We start from the raw sequence: 16,835 nt of genomic DNA, 5'->3' as shown, positions 1-16,835 counted from the left end.
CCGACCTTACTCTTATCGACTCGACAAAAATGGATTCGGAAAATTACTTCGGACGCTTGGCGCCGTACTTCGAACGACCCTGCTTACGGTCCTTGACGCCGGAGGTATCCAGCGAACCGCGCACGGTGTGGTAACGCACACCCGGAAGGTCTTTTACACGACCGCCACGGATCAGCACTACGCTGTGTTCCTGCAGGTTGTGACCCTCACCACCGATGTAGGAAGCGACTTCGTAGCCGTTGGTCAGGCGCACACGGCAAACCTTACGCAGCGCCGAGTTGGGCTTCTTCGGGGTGGTGGTGTAAACGCGAGTACATACCCCGCGACGCTGGGGGCAGTTCTGCAGCGCCGGCACGTCACTCTTTTCGGTGACGCGCTTGCGCGGCTGGCGCACCAGCTGGTTGATAGTTGCCATCTACTAGCTCCACTGATTGTCTTTCGACACAAAAATTTCGCAAAGCGAAACGCCCCGCGAGATTAAGGGGTGCATGAGTCTAAAGAGCTTGACACCCCTCGTCAAGGCACCCCCGGCCGCCAGGGCGACCGGGGGTAGCACTCATTTTTCGCTGAAGTTCAGCGCTTCGGTCAGCGCCGCTTCGACTTCGCTGGCACTCACGCGCTGCGGCTTGTCGGCTTCGCGACGACGCTTGCGCTCGCTGTGGTAGGCCAGACCGGTACCGGCCGGGATCAGTCGACCCACCACCACGTTCTCCTTCAGGCCGCGCAGGTAGTCGCGCTTGCCGGTAACCGCCGCCTCGGTGAGGACGCGGGTGGTCTCCTGGAAGGAGGCCGCGGAGATGAACGACTCGGTCGACAGCGAGGCCTTGGTGATGCCCAGCAGCACGCGCTCGAACTTGGCGATGAACTTGTCGTCTGCCGCCAGGCGTTCGTTTTCTTCCAGCACCTGGGTCAGCTCGGCCTGGTCGCCCTTGATGAGACTGGAGTCACCCGACTCGCTGATCTCGACCTTGCGCAGCATCTGGCGCAGGATGGTTTCGATGTGCTTGTCGTTGATCTTCACGCCCTGCAGGCGGTACACGTCCTGGATCTCGTTGACGATGTACTTGGCCAGCGCGCTGACACCCAGCAGGCGCAGGATGTCGTGCGGGTTGCTCGGACCGTCGGAGATCACTTCGCCCTTGTTCACCTGCTCGCCTTCGAAGACGTTGAGGTGACGCCATTTCGGAATCAGCTCCTCGTACGGATCGCTGCCATCGTTCGGCGTGATGACCAGACGGCGCTTGCCCTTGGTCTCCTTGCCGAAGCTGATGGTGCCGCTGATTTCCGCGAGGATCGACGGCTCCTTCGGACGCCGCGCTTCGAACAGGTCGGCCACGCGCGGCAGACCACCGGTGATGTCGCGGGTCTTCGAGGTTTCCTGCGGGATACGCGCCACCACGTCACCGACGCTCACCTTGGCACCGTCGGACAGGTTGACGAGGGTCTTGGCCGGCAGGAAGTACTGGGCCGGCACGTCGGTACCCGGCAGCAGCAGTTCCTTGCCGGACGCATCGACCAGCTTGACGGCCGGACGGATGTCCTTGCCGGCGGCCGGACGCTCGTGCAGATCCATGACCTCGATGTTGGTCAGACCGGTCAGCTCGTCGGTCTGGCGGCGTACAGTGATGCCCTCCTCCATGCCGACGAAGGTCACGGTACCGGCCATCTCGGTGACGATCGGGTGGGTGTGCGGGTCCCACTTGGCCACCACGGAACCGGCCTCTACCCGGTCGCCTTCCTGCACGGAAATCACCGCGCCATACGGCAGCTTGTAACGCTCGCGCTCGCGCCCGAAGTCGTCGGCCACTGCCAGCTCGCCGGAGCGGGATACCGCCACCAGCGCGCCGTCGGTACGCTCGACGTGCTTCAGGTTGTGCAGGCGGATGGTGCCGCCGTTCTTCACCTGAATGCTGTCCTGCGCCGCGCTTCGACTGGCCGCACCACCGATGTGGAAGGTACGCATGGTCAGCTGGGTACCCGGCTCACCGATCGACTGGGCAGCGATGACGCCGACCGCTTCACCGATGTTCACCTGGTGGCCACGGGCCAGATCGCGACCGTAGCACTTGGCGCAGATGCCGTAGCGGGTTTCGCAGGCAATCGGCGAACGCACGATCACTTCGTCGACGCTGTTCAGCTCGAGGAAGTCGACCCACTGCTCGTCGATCAGGGTACCGGCCGGCACGATGATCTCGTCGGTGCCCGGCTTGGGCACATCGCGGGCAATCACGCGACCCAGCACGCGCTCACCGAGCGGCTCGACGATGTCGCCGCCTTCGATGTGCGGGGTCATCAGCAGGCCCTGTTCGGTACCGCAGTCGATCTCGGTCACCACCAGGTCCTGGGCCACGTCGACCAGGCGACGGGTCAGGTAACCGGAGTTCGCGGTCTTCAGCGCGGTATCCGCCAGACCCTTACGGGCACCGTGGGTGGAGATGAAGTACTGCAGTACGTTCAGGCCTTCACGGAAGTTCGCGGTGATCGGCGTCTCGATGATCGAGCCGTCCGGCTTGGCCATCAGACCACGCATACCGGCGAGCTGACGGATCTGCGCCGCGGAACCCCGCGCACCGGAGTCCGCCATCATGTACATGGAGTTGAAGGACTCCTGATCGACTTGGTTGCCGTGACGGTCGACGACCTTCTCTTTCGAGAGGTTGGCCATCATCGCCTTGGACACTTCGTCGTTTGCCTTCGACCACAGGTCGATCACCTTGTTGTACTTCTCGCCCTGGGTCACCAGACCCGAGGCGTACTGGGTCTCGATCTCCTTCACCTCGGCGGTGGCGGCATCGATGATGCGCGCCTTCTCGGCCGGGATGACGAAGTCGTTGACGCCGATCGATACGCCGGAGATGGTCGAATAGGCGAAGCCGGTGTACATCAGCTGGTCGGCGAAGATCACGGTGTGCTTGAGACCCACCACGCGGTAGCTGTGGTTGATCAGCTTGGAGATCGCCTTCTTCTTCATCGGCTGGTTGACGACGTCGAACGACAGCCCCGACGGCACCACCTGGAACAGCAGCGCACGGCCAACAGTGGTGTCGACGATGCGGGTGTTCTTGGTGATCACGCCGCTGTCGCGATCCTTGACCACTTCGTTGATGCGCACCTTGACCTTGGCGTGCAGGGAAACCTCGCCGGCGCGGAACACGCGGTCGACTTCCTGCAGGTCGGCGAACACGCGACCTTCGCCCTTGGCGTTGATGGCCTCGCGTGTCATGTAGTACAGACCCAGCACCACGTCCTGCGACGGCACGATGATCGGCTCGCCGTTGGCCGGGGACAGGATGTTGTTGGTCGACATCATCAGCGCGCGCGCTTCCAGCTGAGCCTCGAGGGTCAGCGGGACGTGCACGGCCATCTGGTCACCGTCGAAGTCGGCGTTGTACGCGGCGCACACCAGCGGGTGCAGCTGCAGGGCCTTGCCTTCGATGAGCACCGGCTCGAACGCCTGGATACCCAGACGGTGCAGGGTCGGCGCACGGTTGAGCAGCACAGGGTGTTCGCGGATGACCTCGGCGAGCACGTCCCACACCTCGGGCAGCTCGCGCTCGACCATCTTCTTGGCCGCCTTGATGGTGGTGGCCATACCGCGCGCTTCGAGCTTGCCGAAGATGAACGGCTTGAACAGCTCGAGAGCCATTTTCTTCGGCAGACCGCACTGGTGCAGACGCAGGGTCGGGCCGACGGTGATTACCGAACGACCGGAGTAGTCGACGCGCTTGCCGAGCAGGTTCTGACGGAAGCGACCCTGCTTGCCCTTGATCATGTCGGCCAGGGACTTCAGCGGGCGCTTGTTCGAGCCGGTGATGGCACGGCCGCGGCGGCCGTTGTCCAGCAGGGCGTCGACCGCTTCCTGCAGCATGCGCTTTTCGTTGCGCACGATGATGTCCGGCGCCGACAGGTCGAGCAGGCGCTTGAGACGGTTGTTGCGGTTGATCACGCGACGGTACAGATCGTTGAGATCGGAAGTCGCGAAGCGGCCACCGTCCAGCGGCACCAGCGGACGCAGGTCCGGCGGCAGTACCGGCAGCACGGTCAGTACCATCCACTCCGGCTTGTTGCCGGAGCCCTGGAAGGCTTCCATCAGCTTCAGGCGCTTGGACAACTTCTTGATCTTGGTTTCCGAGTTGGTCTGCGGAATTTCTTCGCGCAAGCGACCGATCTCGTGCTCCAGGTCGATGCCGCCCAGCAGCTCGAACACGGCCTCGGCGCCCATGCGCGCGTCGAAGTCGTCACCGTGCTCCTCGAGGGCCTCGAAGTACTGCTCATCGTTGAGCAGCTGACCCTTTTCCAGCGGGGTCATGCCCGGATCGATGACCACGTAGCTCTCGAAATAGAGCACGCGCTCGATGTCGCGCAGGGTCATATCCAGCAGCAGGCCGATACGGGACGGCAGCGACTTGAGGAACCAGATGTGGGCGACCGGCGAAGCCAGCTCGATGTGGCCCATGCGCTCGCGGCGCACCTTGGCCAGGGCGACTTCCACGCCGCACTTCTCGCAGATCACGCCGCGGTGCTTGAGGCGCTTGTACTTGCCGCACAGGCACTCGTAGTCCTTCACCGGGCCGAAGATCTTGGCGCAGAACAGGCCGTCGCGCTCCGGTTTGAAGGTACGGTAGTTAATTGTCTCCGGCTTTTTGACTTCACCGAAGGACCAGGAACGGATCATCTCGGGCGATGCCAGAGAGATACGGATGGCATCGAACTCTTCGACTTGACCCTGGTTTTTCAACAGATTAAGCAGGTCTTTCAAGGCCTTTCCTCCTCACGGAGCCGGCGGCAGGCTCACCTGCCGCCGGAACGCGTCGCGGGTTATTCGGTTTCCAGCTCGATGTCGATGCCGAGCGAACGGATTTCCTTGATCAGCACGTTGAAGGACTCGGGCATGCCGGCCTCCATGCGGTGATCGCCATCCACGATGTTTTTGTACATCTTGGTCCGGCCGTTCACGTCGTCCGACTTCACGGTCAGCATTTCCTGCAGGGTGTAGGCGGCGCCGTAGGCTTCCAGCGCCCAGACCTCCATCTCCCCGAAACGCTGGCCACCGAACTGCGCCTTGCCGCCCAGCGGCTGCTGGGTAACCAGGCTGTAGGAGCCGGTGGAGCGCGCGTGCATCTTGTCGTCGACCAGGTGGTTCAGCTTGAGCATGTACATGTAGCCGACGGTGGTGGTGCGCTCGAAGGCGTTACCGGTACGGCCGTCGTACAGCTGCATCTGGCCGCTTTCCGGCAGATCGGCCAGCTTCAACATGGCCTTGATCTCGCGCTCGTCGGCACCGTCGAACACCGGGGTGGCCATCGGCACGCCCTTGCGCAGGTTCTCGGCCAGGGCCAGGACTTCCGCGTCACTCAGGCTGTCGAGGCTTTCCTGGCGACCGCCGATCTCGTTGTAGATCTCGTGCAGGAAGGCGCGCAGTTCGGCGATCTTGCGCTGCTCTTCGAGCATGCGGTTGATCTTCTCGCCGAGGCCCTTGGCCGCCAGACCCAGGTGGGTCTCGAGGATCTGGCCGACGTTCATCCGCGACGGTACGCCCAGCGGGTTGAGGACGATGTCCACCGGCGTGCCGTAGGCATCGTGCGGCATGTCTTCGACCGGCATGATCACCGACACCACACCCTTGTTACCGTGGCGCCCGGCCATCTTGTCGCCCGGCTGGATGCGGCGCTTGATGGCGAGGTAGACCTTGACGATCTTCAGCACGCCCGGCGCGAGGTCGTCGCCCTGCTGCAGCTTGCGCTTCTTGTCCTCGAACTTGTCGTCGAGCAGCTGACGGCGGTCGGAAATGTAGGCCTGGGCCTTCTCCAGCTGCTCGTTCAGCGCCTCTTCGGCCATGCGCAGCTTGAACCACTGGCCGCGCTCGAGGCCGTCGAGGTACTCGTGGGTGATCTCGGCGCCCTTCTTCAGGCCGAGCGGACCACCATCGGCCTGACGGCCGACCAGCGCCGAGCGCAGACGCTCGAAGGTGGCACCTTCGACGATGCGGAACTCCTCGTTGAGGTCCTTGCGGATCTCGTCGAGTTGCTGCTTCTCGATCGCCAGGGCGCGGGAGTCACGCTCCACGCCATCGCGAGTGAAGACCTGGACGTCGATGACGGTGCCCTTGGTGCCGGTCGGCACGCGCAGGGAGGTGTCCTTCACGTCGCTGGCCTTTTCGCCGAAGATCGCCCGCAGCAGCTTCTCTTCCGGGGTCAGCTGGGTCTCGCCCTTCGGCGTGACCTTGCCGACCAGGATGTCGCCGGCGCCGACTTCGGCACCCACATACACGATACCCGCCTCATCCAGCTTGTTCAGCGCAGCTTCACCGACGTTCGGGATATCCGCAGTGATCTCCTCCGGGCCGAGCTTGGTGTCGCGCGACACGCAGGTCAGTTCCTGGATATGGATGGTGGTGAAGCGGTCTTCCTGGACCACGCGCTCGGACAGGCAGATGGAGTCTTCGAAGTTGAAGCCGTTCCACGGCATGAACGCGACGCGCATATTCTGACCCAGAGCTAGCTCACCCATGTCGGTGGACGGACCGTCGGCCATGATGTCGCTGCGCGCAACCTTGTCACCCTTCTGCACCAGTGGACGCTGGTTGATGCAGGTGTTCTGGTTGGAACGGGTGTACTTGGTCAGGTTGTAGATGTCGACACCCGCTTCGCCGGTCTCGACCTCGTCGTCGTTAACGCGCACCACGATGCGGCTGGCATCGACCGAGTCGATCACGCCGCCGCGACGGGCCACCACGCAGACGCCGGAGTCACGGGCGACGTTGCGCTCCATGCCGGTACCCACCAGCGGCTTGTCGGCACGCAGGGTCGGCACGGCCTGACGCTGCATGTTCGAACCCATCAGAGCGCGGTTGGCGTCGTCGTGCTCGAGGAACGGAATCAGCGAAGCCGCGACAGAAACCACCTGCTTGGGCGACACGTCCATCAGAGTGACGTCTTCCGGCGCCTTGACGGTGAATTCGTTCAGGTGACGCACGGCCACCAGCTCGTCGACCAGCTGACCCTGCTCGTTGAGGGTCGCGGAGGCCTGGGCGATGACGTGGTTGCCTTCCTCGATCGCCGACAGGAAGACGATCTCGTCGGTCACCTGGCCACTCTTGACCACGCGGTACGGGCTCTCGAGGAAACCGTACTGGTTGGTACGGGCGTAGGTGGCCAGCGAGTTGATCAGGCCGATGTTCGGACCTTCCGGCGTTTCGATCGGGCACACGCGGCCGTAGTGGGTCGGGTGCACGTCGCGCACTTCGAAGCCGGCACGCTCGCGGGTCAGACCGCCCGGGCCGAGCGCGGAAACGCGGCGCTTGTGGGTGATCTCGGACAGCGGGTTGTTCTGGTCCATGAACTGCGACAGCTGGCTGGAGCCGAAGAACTCCTTGACCGCGGCAGCCACCGGCTTGGCGTTGATCAGGTCCTGCGGCATCAGGCCTTCGCTTTCGGCCATCGACAGGCGTTCCTTGACCGCGCGCTCGACGCGCACCAGGCCGACGCGGAACTGGTTCTCGGCCATTTCGCCGACGCAACGCACGCGGCGGTTGCCCAGGTGGTCGATGTCGTCGACGATGCCCTTGCCGTTACGAATGTCGACCAGGGTCTTGAGCACGGCGACGATATCTTCGCGGCTCAGTACGCCCGGGCCTTCGATCTCTTCGCGACCGATGCGGCGGTTGAACTTCATCCGGCCGACCGCAGACAGGTCATAGCGCTCGGGGCTGAAGAACAGGTTGTTGAACAGGGTCTCGGCGGAATCCTTGGTCGGCGGCTCGCCGGGACGCATCATCCGGTAGATCTCGACCAGCGCTTCCAGCTGGTTGCTGGTGCCGTCGATCTTCAGGGTGTCAGAGATGAACGGGCCGCAGTCGATGTCGTTGGTGTACAGCGTCTCGAGGCGCACCACCTGGGCCTTGGCGATCTTGGCCAGCAGGTCGGTGGTCAGCTCGGTGTTGCACTCGGCGATGATCTCGCCGGTGGCCGGATGCACGATGGCCTTGGCCAGGGTGCGACCGAGGATGTAGTCCAGCGGGACTTCCAGCTCCTTGATACCGGCCTTTTCCAGCTGGTTGATGTGGCGCGCGGTGACGCGGCGGCCCTGCTCGACGATGACCTTGCCGCTGTCATCCTTGATGTCGAAACCGGCGATCTCGCCACGCAGACGCTGCGGCACCAGCTCGAGGTTCAGCGACTGATCCTTGAGGTGGAAGACGTTGGTGTCATAGAAGGTATCGAGGATCTCCTCGGTACCGTAGTTCAGTGCGCGCAGCAGCACGGACGCCGGCAGCTTGCGGCGACGGTCGATACGCACGAACACGGCATCCTTCGGGTCGAACTCGAAGTCCAGCCAGGAGCCGCGGTAGGGGATGATGCGTGCGGAGTACAGCAGCTTGCCCGAGCTGTGGGTCTTGCCCTTGTCGTGATCGAAGAACACGCCCGGCGAACGGTGCAGCTGGGAAACGATGACGCGCTCGGTACCGTTGATGATGAAGGTACCGTTCTCGGTCATCAGGGGGATTTCCCCCATGTAGACTTCCTGCTCCTTGATGTCCTTGATTGCCTTGCTCGACGATTCCTTGTCGAAAATCATCAGACGCACTTTCACGCGCAGCGGTACGGCGAAGGTCACGCCGCGCAGCACGCATTCCTTGACGTCAAATGCCGGTTCGCCCAGGCGATAACCGACGTATTCCAGGGCGGCATTGCCGGAATAGCTGATAATCGGGAAAACGGATTTGAAGGCCGCATGCAGGCCGACGTCGCGGAGATGCTCCTTGCCAGCGCCCGCCTGCAGGAATTCGCGGTACGAATCCAGTTGGATGGCCAGCAGATATGGCACATCCATGACGTCCGGCAACTTGCTAAAGTCCTTGCGGATACGTTTTTTCTCAGTATATGAGTAAGCCATCAGCGTTCCCCAGCTTGGTCACCTGCTTGTTTGGCCTCTCCTATGGGAGCAGCCTGAAAATCGTGCAAACCTTGGTTTGCGGCCACCGCACGGGGTGGCATTTCACGTTACGGGCAGCTGGCCAAGCCAGGGCTGCCCACAACGGAAAAAGGCCGGTGGCATAGGCCACCAGCCATCAGTCCGGAATCAGCGAGCGGACTGTCGACGCAATGTCGGCTCAGCTTACTTGAGCTCGACCTTCGCGCCTGCTTCTTCCAGAGCCTTCTTGGCTGCTTCAGCCTCGTCCTTGGAAGCGCCTTCCTTGACCACGCTCGGAGCGCTGTCAACGACAGCCTTGGCTTCTTTCAGGCCCAGGCCGGTCAGTTCGCGAACGACCTTGATGACGTTGACTTTCTTCTCGCCAGACTCGAGCAGCATGATGTTGAACTCGGTCTGCTCTTCAACCACAGCAGCGGCAGCGGCCGGGCCGGCAGCAGCAGCAGCAGCGGCAGTTACGCCGAACTTCTCTTCCATTGCCTTGATCAGTTCAACAACCTGCATCACGGACATTTCGGAAACGGCGTTGATGATGTCTTCGTTGGTCAGAGCCATGACTCTATTCCTGTATTGGTTGGCAGCCTTGTGGCCGCCTTATTAAACAAAAAAGGTGGAAGATTCCGCGGTGCCTCAGGCAGCCTCGGCTTCCTTCTTGTCGCGAACCGCCGCCAGAGTACGAGCCAGCTTGCTGGTGGCGCCTTGGATCACGCTCATCAGCTGAGAAATAGCTTCGTTGTAGGTCGGCAGGGTTGCCAGTACGTCGATCTGATTGGCCGCAATGAACTTGCCTTCGAAGGCAGCCGCCTTGATCTCGAACTTGTCCTGACCCTTGGCGAACTCCTTGAAAATACGGGCGGCAGCGCCCGGATGCTCGTTGGAGAATGCGATCAGGGTCGGGCCCTTGAACACGTCGTTCAGCACTTCGAAAGAAGTGCCTTCAACGGCGCGGCGAGCCAGGGTGTTACGTACGACTTTCACGTACACACCAGCTTCGCGGGCCTCTTTACGGAGTCCGGTCATGGCGCCTACGGTCACGCCACGGGCATCAGCCACGACAGCGGACAGGGCAGCTTTGGCAGCCTCGTTGACTTCAGCGACAATGGCCTTCTTGTCTTCGAGCTTAATTGCCACGGGTTTACTCCTGGATGTTACCGTATCGTCCAGCCGGAGCCGGACGGCGTTTTGGTGTCTGATTCGGTAACCGAATCGGGAGCACCATCTGCGTAGGCTGGAGATTTAAGGCTTGCGCCGCCTACGGTCTTGGACAGCCCCCGCCAGGCAGGGACCCCAATACTGTGGGCGTACCGGCGAACCGGTACGCCAATATTCTTACGCGTCCAGGGAAGCCTGGTCGATCTGCAGGCCCGGACCCATGGTGGTGCTCAGGGTCACGCGCTTGACGTACACGCCTTTGGCCGCAGCAGGCTTCAGACGCTTGAGGTCGGCCAGCAGGGCTTCGACGTTCTGCTTCAGCTTGCCGGCTTCGAAATCGACCTTGCCCACGGAAGCGTGGATGATGCCGTTCTTGTCGGTACGGAAACGCACCTGACCAGCCTTGGCATTCTTCACGGCAGTCGCGACGTCGGGGGTGACGGTGCCGACTTTCGGGTTCGGCATCAGGCCGCGCGGACCAAGGATCTGGCCGAGCTGACCAACGACACGCATCGCGTCCGGAGAGGCAATGACCACGTCGTAGTTCAGATCGCCGCCTTTCATTTCGGCAGCCAGTTCGTCCATGCCAACGCGGTCTGCGCCGGCAGCCAGAGCTGCTTCGGCAGCCGGGCCCTGGGTGAACACGGCAATGCGCACGGTCTTGCCGGTGCCGTTCGGCAGCACGGTGGCGCCACGCACGACCTGGTCGGATTTACGCGGATCTACGCCGAGATTGATGGCGATGTCCACCGACTCCTTGAACTTGATGGTCGACAGATCGGCCAGCAGTTTGGCAGCGTCTTCAAAACCGTATTGCTTGCCGGCTTCGATTTTTTCGGCGATTGCCTTTTGGCGCTTGGTCAGCTTAGCCATTACACACCCTCCACGTTGAGGCCCATGCTACGAGCGGAACCGGCGATGGTACGCACGGCCGCATCCAGGTCAGCTGCAGTCAGATCGGCGGTCTTGGCCTTGGCGATCTCTTCGAGCTGAGCACGGGTAACGGTGCCCACTTTCTGGGTGTTCGGGCGAGCGGAGCCGCTGGCAATGCCGGCAGCCTTCTTCAGCAGAACCGAAGCCGGGGTGCTCTTGGTTTCGAAGGTGAAGCTGCGGTCGCTGTAAACGGTGATGATCACCGGAGTCGGCAGGCCCGGCTCCATGCCCTGGGTACGGGCATTGAACGCCTTGCAGAACTCCATGATGTTGACGCCGTGCTGACCGAGAGCCGGACCGACGGGCGGCGACGGGTTGGCCTGAGCGGCCTTTACTTGCAGCTTGATATAAGCCGTAATCTTCTTAGCCATTTGCTACTCCAGTTGCGGGTACATGCGCCTTGCGGCTCCCCGATTGCTTTCGCGTTTTTCCCAGTGACAACAAAACCCCGCAGCCAGCAGCTGCGGGGTTGGGATCCCTATCGATCAGACCTTCTCGACCTGGCCGAACTCCAGCTCCACCGGAGTGGAGCGACCGAAGATGAGCACGGCCACGTGCAGCCGGCTCTTCTCGTAATTCACTTCTTCCACGACGCCATTGAAGTCTGCAAACGGACCATCAACAACGCGAACGACCTCGCCCGGCTCGAACAGGGTCTTCGGACGCGGCTTGTCGCTGCCATCGGCGACGCGACGAAGGATGGCCTCGGCCTCCTTCTCGGTGATCGGCGCCGGCTTGTCTGCCGTGCCACCAATGAAGCCCATGACGCGCGGAGTATCCTTGATCAAGTGCCAGGTGGCCTCGTTCATCTCCATCTGCACCAGCACGTAGCCAGGGAAGAACTTGCGCTCGCTCTTGCGCTTCTGGCCGTTGCGCATCTCCACCACTTCTTCGGTGGGGACCAGAATTTCGCCGAACTGGTCTTCCATGCCGGCCAGCTTGACACGCTCGACCAGGGAGCGCATTACATGCTTTTCGTATCCCGAATAGGCATGCACAACATACCAACGCTTAGCCACAGTGCACCTTACCCTACGATCAACGAAACCAGCCAACCCAGCAACGAGTCGACGCCCCACAGGAGCAGCGACATCACCAGCACCACAGCCACCACGATCAACGTGGTCTGGGTGGTTTCCTGACGGGTCGGCCAGACCACCTTGCGGATCTCGGTACGTGCATCCTTGGCCAAAGCAAAGAACGCACCACCCTTGGCAGTTTGCAATGCAACGAAAATGGCACCCGCCGCCAGAGCGACGATCCCCAGCACGCGATACAGGACAGGCGTAGCTGCGAAATACTGATTCCCCACAACAGCCACAGCCACCACAACGGCAACCACCGACCACTTAAGGATATCGAGACGGGAATCTTTGCTTTCAGCCTTGGCGTTCATCTGCAAGGACCTTATAAAGGATGCCAGATTGGAGAAATCTGGCAGGCCAGGAGGGAATCGAACCCCCAACCTGCGGTTTTGGAGACCGCCGCTCTGCCAATTGAGCTACTGGCCTGTAACTGGACAGGCCGACGATTATGCCAGCCTCCCCAAGAAAGATCAACGACTTATTCGAAGATCTTGGCAACTACGCCGGCGCCGACGGTACGACCGCCTTCGCGAATCGCGAAGCGCAGGCCGTCTTCCATGGCGATCGGAGCGATCAGGGTGACAACCATCTTGATGTTGTCGCCCGGCATTACCATCTCAACGCCTTCCGGCAGTTCGCAGTTGCCGGTTACGTCGGTGGTACGGAAGTAGAACTGCGGACGGTAGCCCTTGAAGAACGGAGTGTGACGACCGCCTTCTTCCTTGGACAGCACGTACACTTCAGCTTCGAACTTGGTGTGCGGCTTGATGGTGCCCGGCCTGGCCAGAACCTGGCCACGCTCGACGTCTTCGCGCTTGATGCCGCGCAGCAGCACGCCGACGTTCTCACCAGCACGACCTTCGTCGAGCAGCTTGCGGAACATCTCAACGCCGGTGCAGGTGGTCTTGGTGGTCGCACGGATGCCGACGATTTCCACTTCTTCCTGAACCTTGACCACGCCGCGCTCGACGCGACCGGTTACCACGGTGCCGCGACCGGAGATCGAGAACACGTCTTCGATCGGCATCAGGAACGGCCTGTCGATGGCACGCTCCGGCTCCGGAATGTAGGTGTCCAGGGTCTCAACCAGCTTGCGCACGGCAGAGGTGCCCAGCTCGTTGTCATCCTGGCCGTTCAGAGCCATCAGCGCGGAACCGATGATGATCGGAGTGTCGTCGCCCGGGAAGTCGTAGGTGCTCAGCAGGTCGCGAACTTCCATCTCGACCAGTTCCAGCAGCTCGGCATCGTCTACCACGTCGGCCTTGTTCAGGAACACGACGATGTAGGGAACGCCTACCTGGCGGGACAGCAGGATGTGCTCGCGGGTCTGCGGCATCGGACCATCGGCAGCCGAGCAAACCAGGATCGCGCCGTCCATCTGGGCAGCACCGGTGATCATGTTCTTCACATAGTCAGCGTGACCCGGGCAGTCAACGTGAGCGTAGTGACGAATGGCCGAATCGTACTCAACGTGGGAAGTGTTGATGGTGATACCGCGAGCCTTCTCTTCCGGAGCGTTGTCGATCTGGGAGAAGTCACGAGCGGAGCCGCCCCAAGCCTCGGCGCAGACCTTGGTCAGCGCAGCGGTCAGGGTGGTCTTGCCATGGTCAACGTGACCGATGGTGCCCACGTTCAGGTGCGGTTTGTTACGTTCAAATTTCTCTTTAGCCATCGAGACACTCTCCCGTCAAGGTACCCAAAAATTGCCCACATAGAACAAGGGCAGATATTTGCATATCTGCCCTTGTTTATTTGGAGCTCATGAGCGGATTTGAACCGCTGACCTCACCCTTACCAAGGGTGTGCTCTACCAGCTGAGCTACATGAGCCAAACCTTTGCACGAACAACACAACTGGAGCGGGTAGCGGGAATCGAACCCGCATCATCAGCTTGGAAGGCTGAGGTTCTACCACTGAACTATACCCGCGGAGCTTGCGGCTCACGCTAAATCTGGTGGAGGGGGAAGGATTCGAACCTTCGAAGTCGATGACGTCAGATTTACAGTCTGATCCCTTTGGCCGCTCGGGAACCCCTCCAAACTGCGCGAAAGTTTATTTCACCTTTTGCGCCCTGTCAAGCAACCTGTTGATTTTCTTGACATCTTTTGGCGCCTGCTTGGCAGTAGCGCCTCAAGTGGTGCGCATTCTAGGCTAGCTTTCAGTGATGCGCAACCCCTGAACACTGGATAAGTTGATGTTTTAGATCGGAAAAATCGCCAGCCAGCCGTGCCAGCAAGTCGCCATCCACAAGGCGCTGATTTTTCTCGGCAATTCGTACCCAGTACTCCTGGTAAATCCGCGGCAGCTCACGCACCTGTGGCTCATAACCGGCAGCACGCAGCTTCTCGGCCACACTGACGGCTGAATCCAACTGCGGGAACACACCCAGGAGGATTCCGTTGGCCAGCTCGCCCTCGGTTATCAGGTAGCCGTCGATCTTCCGCGCCTGCAGCTCGCGCAGCTGACGCAGGGATGCCTGCTGGGAGGCTAACGGTGGGATATATACCCAGTGATCGCTACCCAGCGAGGCATCCGTCGAAACCACGCGCGCAGCGATATCCAGACTCAGCAACCGCTGTTCGAGCAATCCCGCCCGCTCGGCGCTCTCGAAACCGCCCAGCAACAGGCAGCCCGGCGCACTTTGCTCGACCGCCAACCCGCCGCCTGCCGCCAAAGCCTTCACTGGCGCCTCAGCAAGCAGCTTGAGCTCTTGTTGCGGAGCCGCAACCACCTGGACAGCACCTAGGCGCAACTCGGTAGACACCTCAGGCAATTGGCGGTTGTACCAAATGAACTGTGTGGCATTCAGAATCAGCAGCAATAGAAACAACCAGCGCATCCAGTCAACCTCGCTTGATCGGGCAGGCGAGCCCCAGACCGATGAAGACCAGATCGGCAACAGCTCTTGCCTCAGGCAGCACATCGGCTACCAGATTAGCGTCGCCACCAGTCAGGAACACCATGAAATCATTGCCCAACAGCTCTCTGGCCTGAGCGCCCTGCATGCTGACAAACCCCCTGAGCATCAGCACGCAACCTCGCTCCACCGCCTCCGCTGTACTCCGCCCCGGCTGCAACTCTACCCCCGCGCGCGCCGCCTCCGCATCATCGTAACGGATGCGGCGGGTATGGGTGCACAGCTGGGTACGCATGAGCGGCAGACCAGGGCCGATATATCCTCCCAGATGCTCCCCGGTCGAGCTGACCAGATCGGCGGTGACTGCCGTGCCAAGATCGATGATCAGGCAAGCCTTGCCGGCCAGATGATATCCGCCAAGGATCGCCAACCAACGGTCCAGTCCCAGACGGGAGTAATCCCGGTAGCCATTCCTTACGCCAGCACACACAGCCGCAGCACCAGCCTGCAGCACTTGCAACGGATAGCGCTCACGCAGGGCCGCCAGCAACTGCGCGGTCTCTTCATCGTTACGCACACTGACAATGCGGCACCAAGACAACTCTAGCCCCGCAACAGAGCCCAGCTGCACCAGCAACTCGCCATCAGCTCTGGCGGCCCCCTGATACACCGGCGCACGTCCATCGGCGACGATCACCCGCCACTTGACCAGCGTATTCCCGCAATCCAGCTCAAGAATCATGCTGCAGCCTCAGGCTCAGTTCACCACCGCTGTACACCTGCTCTCCCCCATCAACCTCCAGCCGCAATGCACCATCGACCGTCACCCCCAAGACTGTGCCGGCAATTTCCCTAACGCCATTGGTCAATCGAACGAGGCAACCATGCCAGGCATGGCTGTCTTCCCACTCCTCGTGGAAAGCGGCAAAACCCTGCTCTCGATGCAGGCTCAGGCAACCCTCGAGCGCTTCGACCAACGCCGCAGCCAGCTCGTTCCGATCGACAAGACGACCAGTCTCCCGCCGTATTGATGTCCAATCCTGATCAATGCCATCGGCCATCAGCATGTTGGCGTTAACTCCTATCCCGATCACAACATGACAGATGTCTGCGGGATCGCCATTCAACTCCAACAGGATTCCGGCGATCTTTTTCGTACCGACCAACAAATCGTTCGGCCACTTCAGCCCCACCCCAGCCACTCCAGCCTGGCGTAACGTCCGCAGCACGGCGAGCCCGACGACCAGGCTCAGCGCCTGCAGCTGGGACACCGAGCGCTCGATCCTTATCAACTGGGAAAAATACAGGTTTTCTCCATACGGACTGACCCATTGCCGACCACGTCGTCCTCGACCTGCAGTCTGTGCTTCGGCCATAACGACGAAGGGCGGCACAGTTTCAGATAGAAGACCAAGGGCCGCAGCATTGGTCGAGCCGACTCGCTCCTCTAGACGAAGGCGCACATTAGGCAGGCGCTTCGCCAGAACGTCGGCAGACAACAGACTCAGGGGCTGCTCCAGGCGATAGCCTTTGCCGCGAACACTGCATAGGCGCAGGCCGTTTTCGATCTGCAACTGCCGCAACCGCTTCCATACTGCACTGCGACTGATGCCCAGCAGCCTTCCCAGCTCTTCACCCGAGTGAAACCGGCCATCGGCCAAGAGTCGTAACAGTTGCAAGATAGATACCCCGTATCAACGTGCTACGCATCATAACCGGCAGCTTGGAGAGGCTGCAAAATTCGAGGACGAAAAGACGAAACCCCGACCAGCTGAGCTGATCGGGGTTTCTGTAGAGGTGCTTGACGATGACCTACTCTCACATGGAGAAGCTCCACACTACCATCGGCGATGCGTCGTTTCACTGCTGAGTTCGGG

General features: G+C 61.3%; 13 protein-coding genes and 4 tRNA genes. All 17 read right to left on the bottom strand.

What is annotated here, in order from left to right; all coding sequences use genetic code 11:
* Positions 1-43 precede the first annotated feature (43 nt).
* On the bottom strand, positions 44-415 hold the full coding sequence (gene rpsL / locus KRX52_RS18525) for a 30S ribosomal protein S12 (protein WP_090213017.1): 372 nt from the start codon (positions 413-415) through the stop codon (positions 44-46).
* A 141-nt stretch (positions 416-556) separates the two neighbouring features.
* Positions 557-4,759, bottom strand: a complete 4,203-nt coding sequence (rpoC, locus tag KRX52_RS18520) for a DNA-directed RNA polymerase subunit beta' (protein ID WP_217683207.1) — start codon at positions 4,757-4,759, stop codon at positions 557-559.
* A 59-nt stretch (positions 4,760-4,818) separates the two neighbouring features.
* Positions 4,819-8,895, bottom strand: a complete 4,077-nt coding sequence (gene rpoB / locus KRX52_RS18515) for a DNA-directed RNA polymerase subunit beta (RefSeq protein WP_217683206.1) — start codon at positions 8,893-8,895, stop codon at positions 4,819-4,821.
* A 222-nt stretch (positions 8,896-9,117) separates the two neighbouring features.
* Positions 9,118-9,486, bottom strand: a complete 369-nt coding sequence (gene rplL / locus KRX52_RS18510; RefSeq protein ID WP_217683205.1) for a 50S ribosomal protein L7/L12 — start codon at positions 9,484-9,486, stop codon at positions 9,118-9,120.
* Between the two features lie 75 nt (positions 9,487-9,561).
* Positions 9,562-10,062 carry a 50S ribosomal protein L10 gene (rplJ, locus tag KRX52_RS18505; protein ID WP_217683204.1) on the bottom strand — a complete coding sequence of 167 codons (501 nt, stop codon included), beginning with the start codon at positions 10,060-10,062 and terminating at the stop codon, positions 9,562-9,564.
* Positions 10,063-10,260: 198 nt separating this feature from the next.
* A complete protein-coding gene (rplA, locus tag KRX52_RS18500) occupies positions 10,261-10,956 on the bottom strand; it encodes a 50S ribosomal protein L1 (RefSeq protein ID WP_217683203.1) in 696 nt (231 codons plus the stop codon).
* Positions 10,956-11,387, bottom strand: coding sequence for a 50S ribosomal protein L11 (gene rplK, locus KRX52_RS18495; protein ID WP_217683202.1), 432 nt, complete (start codon positions 11,385-11,387; stop codon positions 10,956-10,958). The genes rplA and rplK overlap by 1 nt, the downstream gene beginning before the upstream one ends.
* Before the next feature lie 114 nt (positions 11,388-11,501).
* The gene (nusG, locus tag KRX52_RS18490; RefSeq protein WP_217683201.1) at positions 11,502-12,035 is read right to left on the bottom strand and encodes a transcription termination/antitermination protein NusG; all 534 of its coding nucleotides are present in this window, start codon (positions 12,033-12,035) and stop codon (positions 11,502-11,504) included.
* A gap of 8 nt (positions 12,036-12,043) precedes the next feature.
* Entirely contained in the window at positions 12,044-12,412 is a 369-nt protein-coding gene (secE, locus tag KRX52_RS18485; protein WP_217683200.1) for a preprotein translocase subunit SecE, read from the bottom strand.
* A 39-nt stretch (positions 12,413-12,451) separates the two neighbouring features.
* Positions 12,452-12,527, bottom strand: a tRNA-Trp gene (locus tag KRX52_RS18480).
* Between the two features lie 52 nt (positions 12,528-12,579).
* Positions 12,580-13,773, bottom strand: a complete 1,194-nt coding sequence (tuf, locus tag KRX52_RS18475) for an elongation factor Tu (RefSeq protein ID WP_217683199.1) — start codon at positions 13,771-13,773, stop codon at positions 12,580-12,582.
* A gap of 81 nt (positions 13,774-13,854) precedes the next feature.
* Positions 13,855-13,930, bottom strand: a tRNA-Thr gene (locus tag KRX52_RS18470).
* 25 nt (positions 13,931-13,955) lie between these two features.
* Positions 13,956-14,029 (bottom strand) — tRNA-Gly (locus tag KRX52_RS18465).
* Positions 14,030-14,053: 24 nt separating this feature from the next.
* Positions 14,054-14,138: transfer RNA gene (locus KRX52_RS18460), tRNA-Tyr, on the bottom strand.
* A gap of 121 nt (positions 14,139-14,259) precedes the next feature.
* A complete protein-coding gene (locus KRX52_RS18455; protein ID WP_217683198.1) occupies positions 14,260-14,940 on the bottom strand; it encodes an SPOR domain-containing protein in 681 nt (226 codons plus the stop codon).
* Positions 14,941-14,944: 4 nt separating this feature from the next.
* Positions 14,945-15,700: a type III pantothenate kinase gene (locus tag KRX52_RS18450; protein ID WP_217683197.1), complete on the bottom strand. Its 756-nt coding sequence runs from the start codon at positions 15,698-15,700 to the stop codon at positions 14,945-14,947.
* Positions 15,690-16,640: a bifunctional biotin--[acetyl-CoA-carboxylase] ligase/biotin operon repressor BirA gene (gene birA / locus KRX52_RS18445; protein ID WP_217683407.1), complete on the bottom strand. Its 951-nt coding sequence runs from the start codon at positions 16,638-16,640 to the stop codon at positions 15,690-15,692. Before birA ends, KRX52_RS18450 begins: the two co-directional genes overlap by 11 nt.
* Positions 16,641-16,835: the final 195 nt, after the last annotated feature.

Source organism: Geopseudomonas aromaticivorans (assembly GCF_019097855.1).
Classification (GTDB): domain Bacteria; phylum Pseudomonadota; class Gammaproteobacteria; order Pseudomonadales; family Pseudomonadaceae; genus Geopseudomonas; species Geopseudomonas aromaticivorans.
Note: the sequence above shows the minus strand (reverse complement) of the source record. Positions and strands in the feature narration are given on the sequence as shown.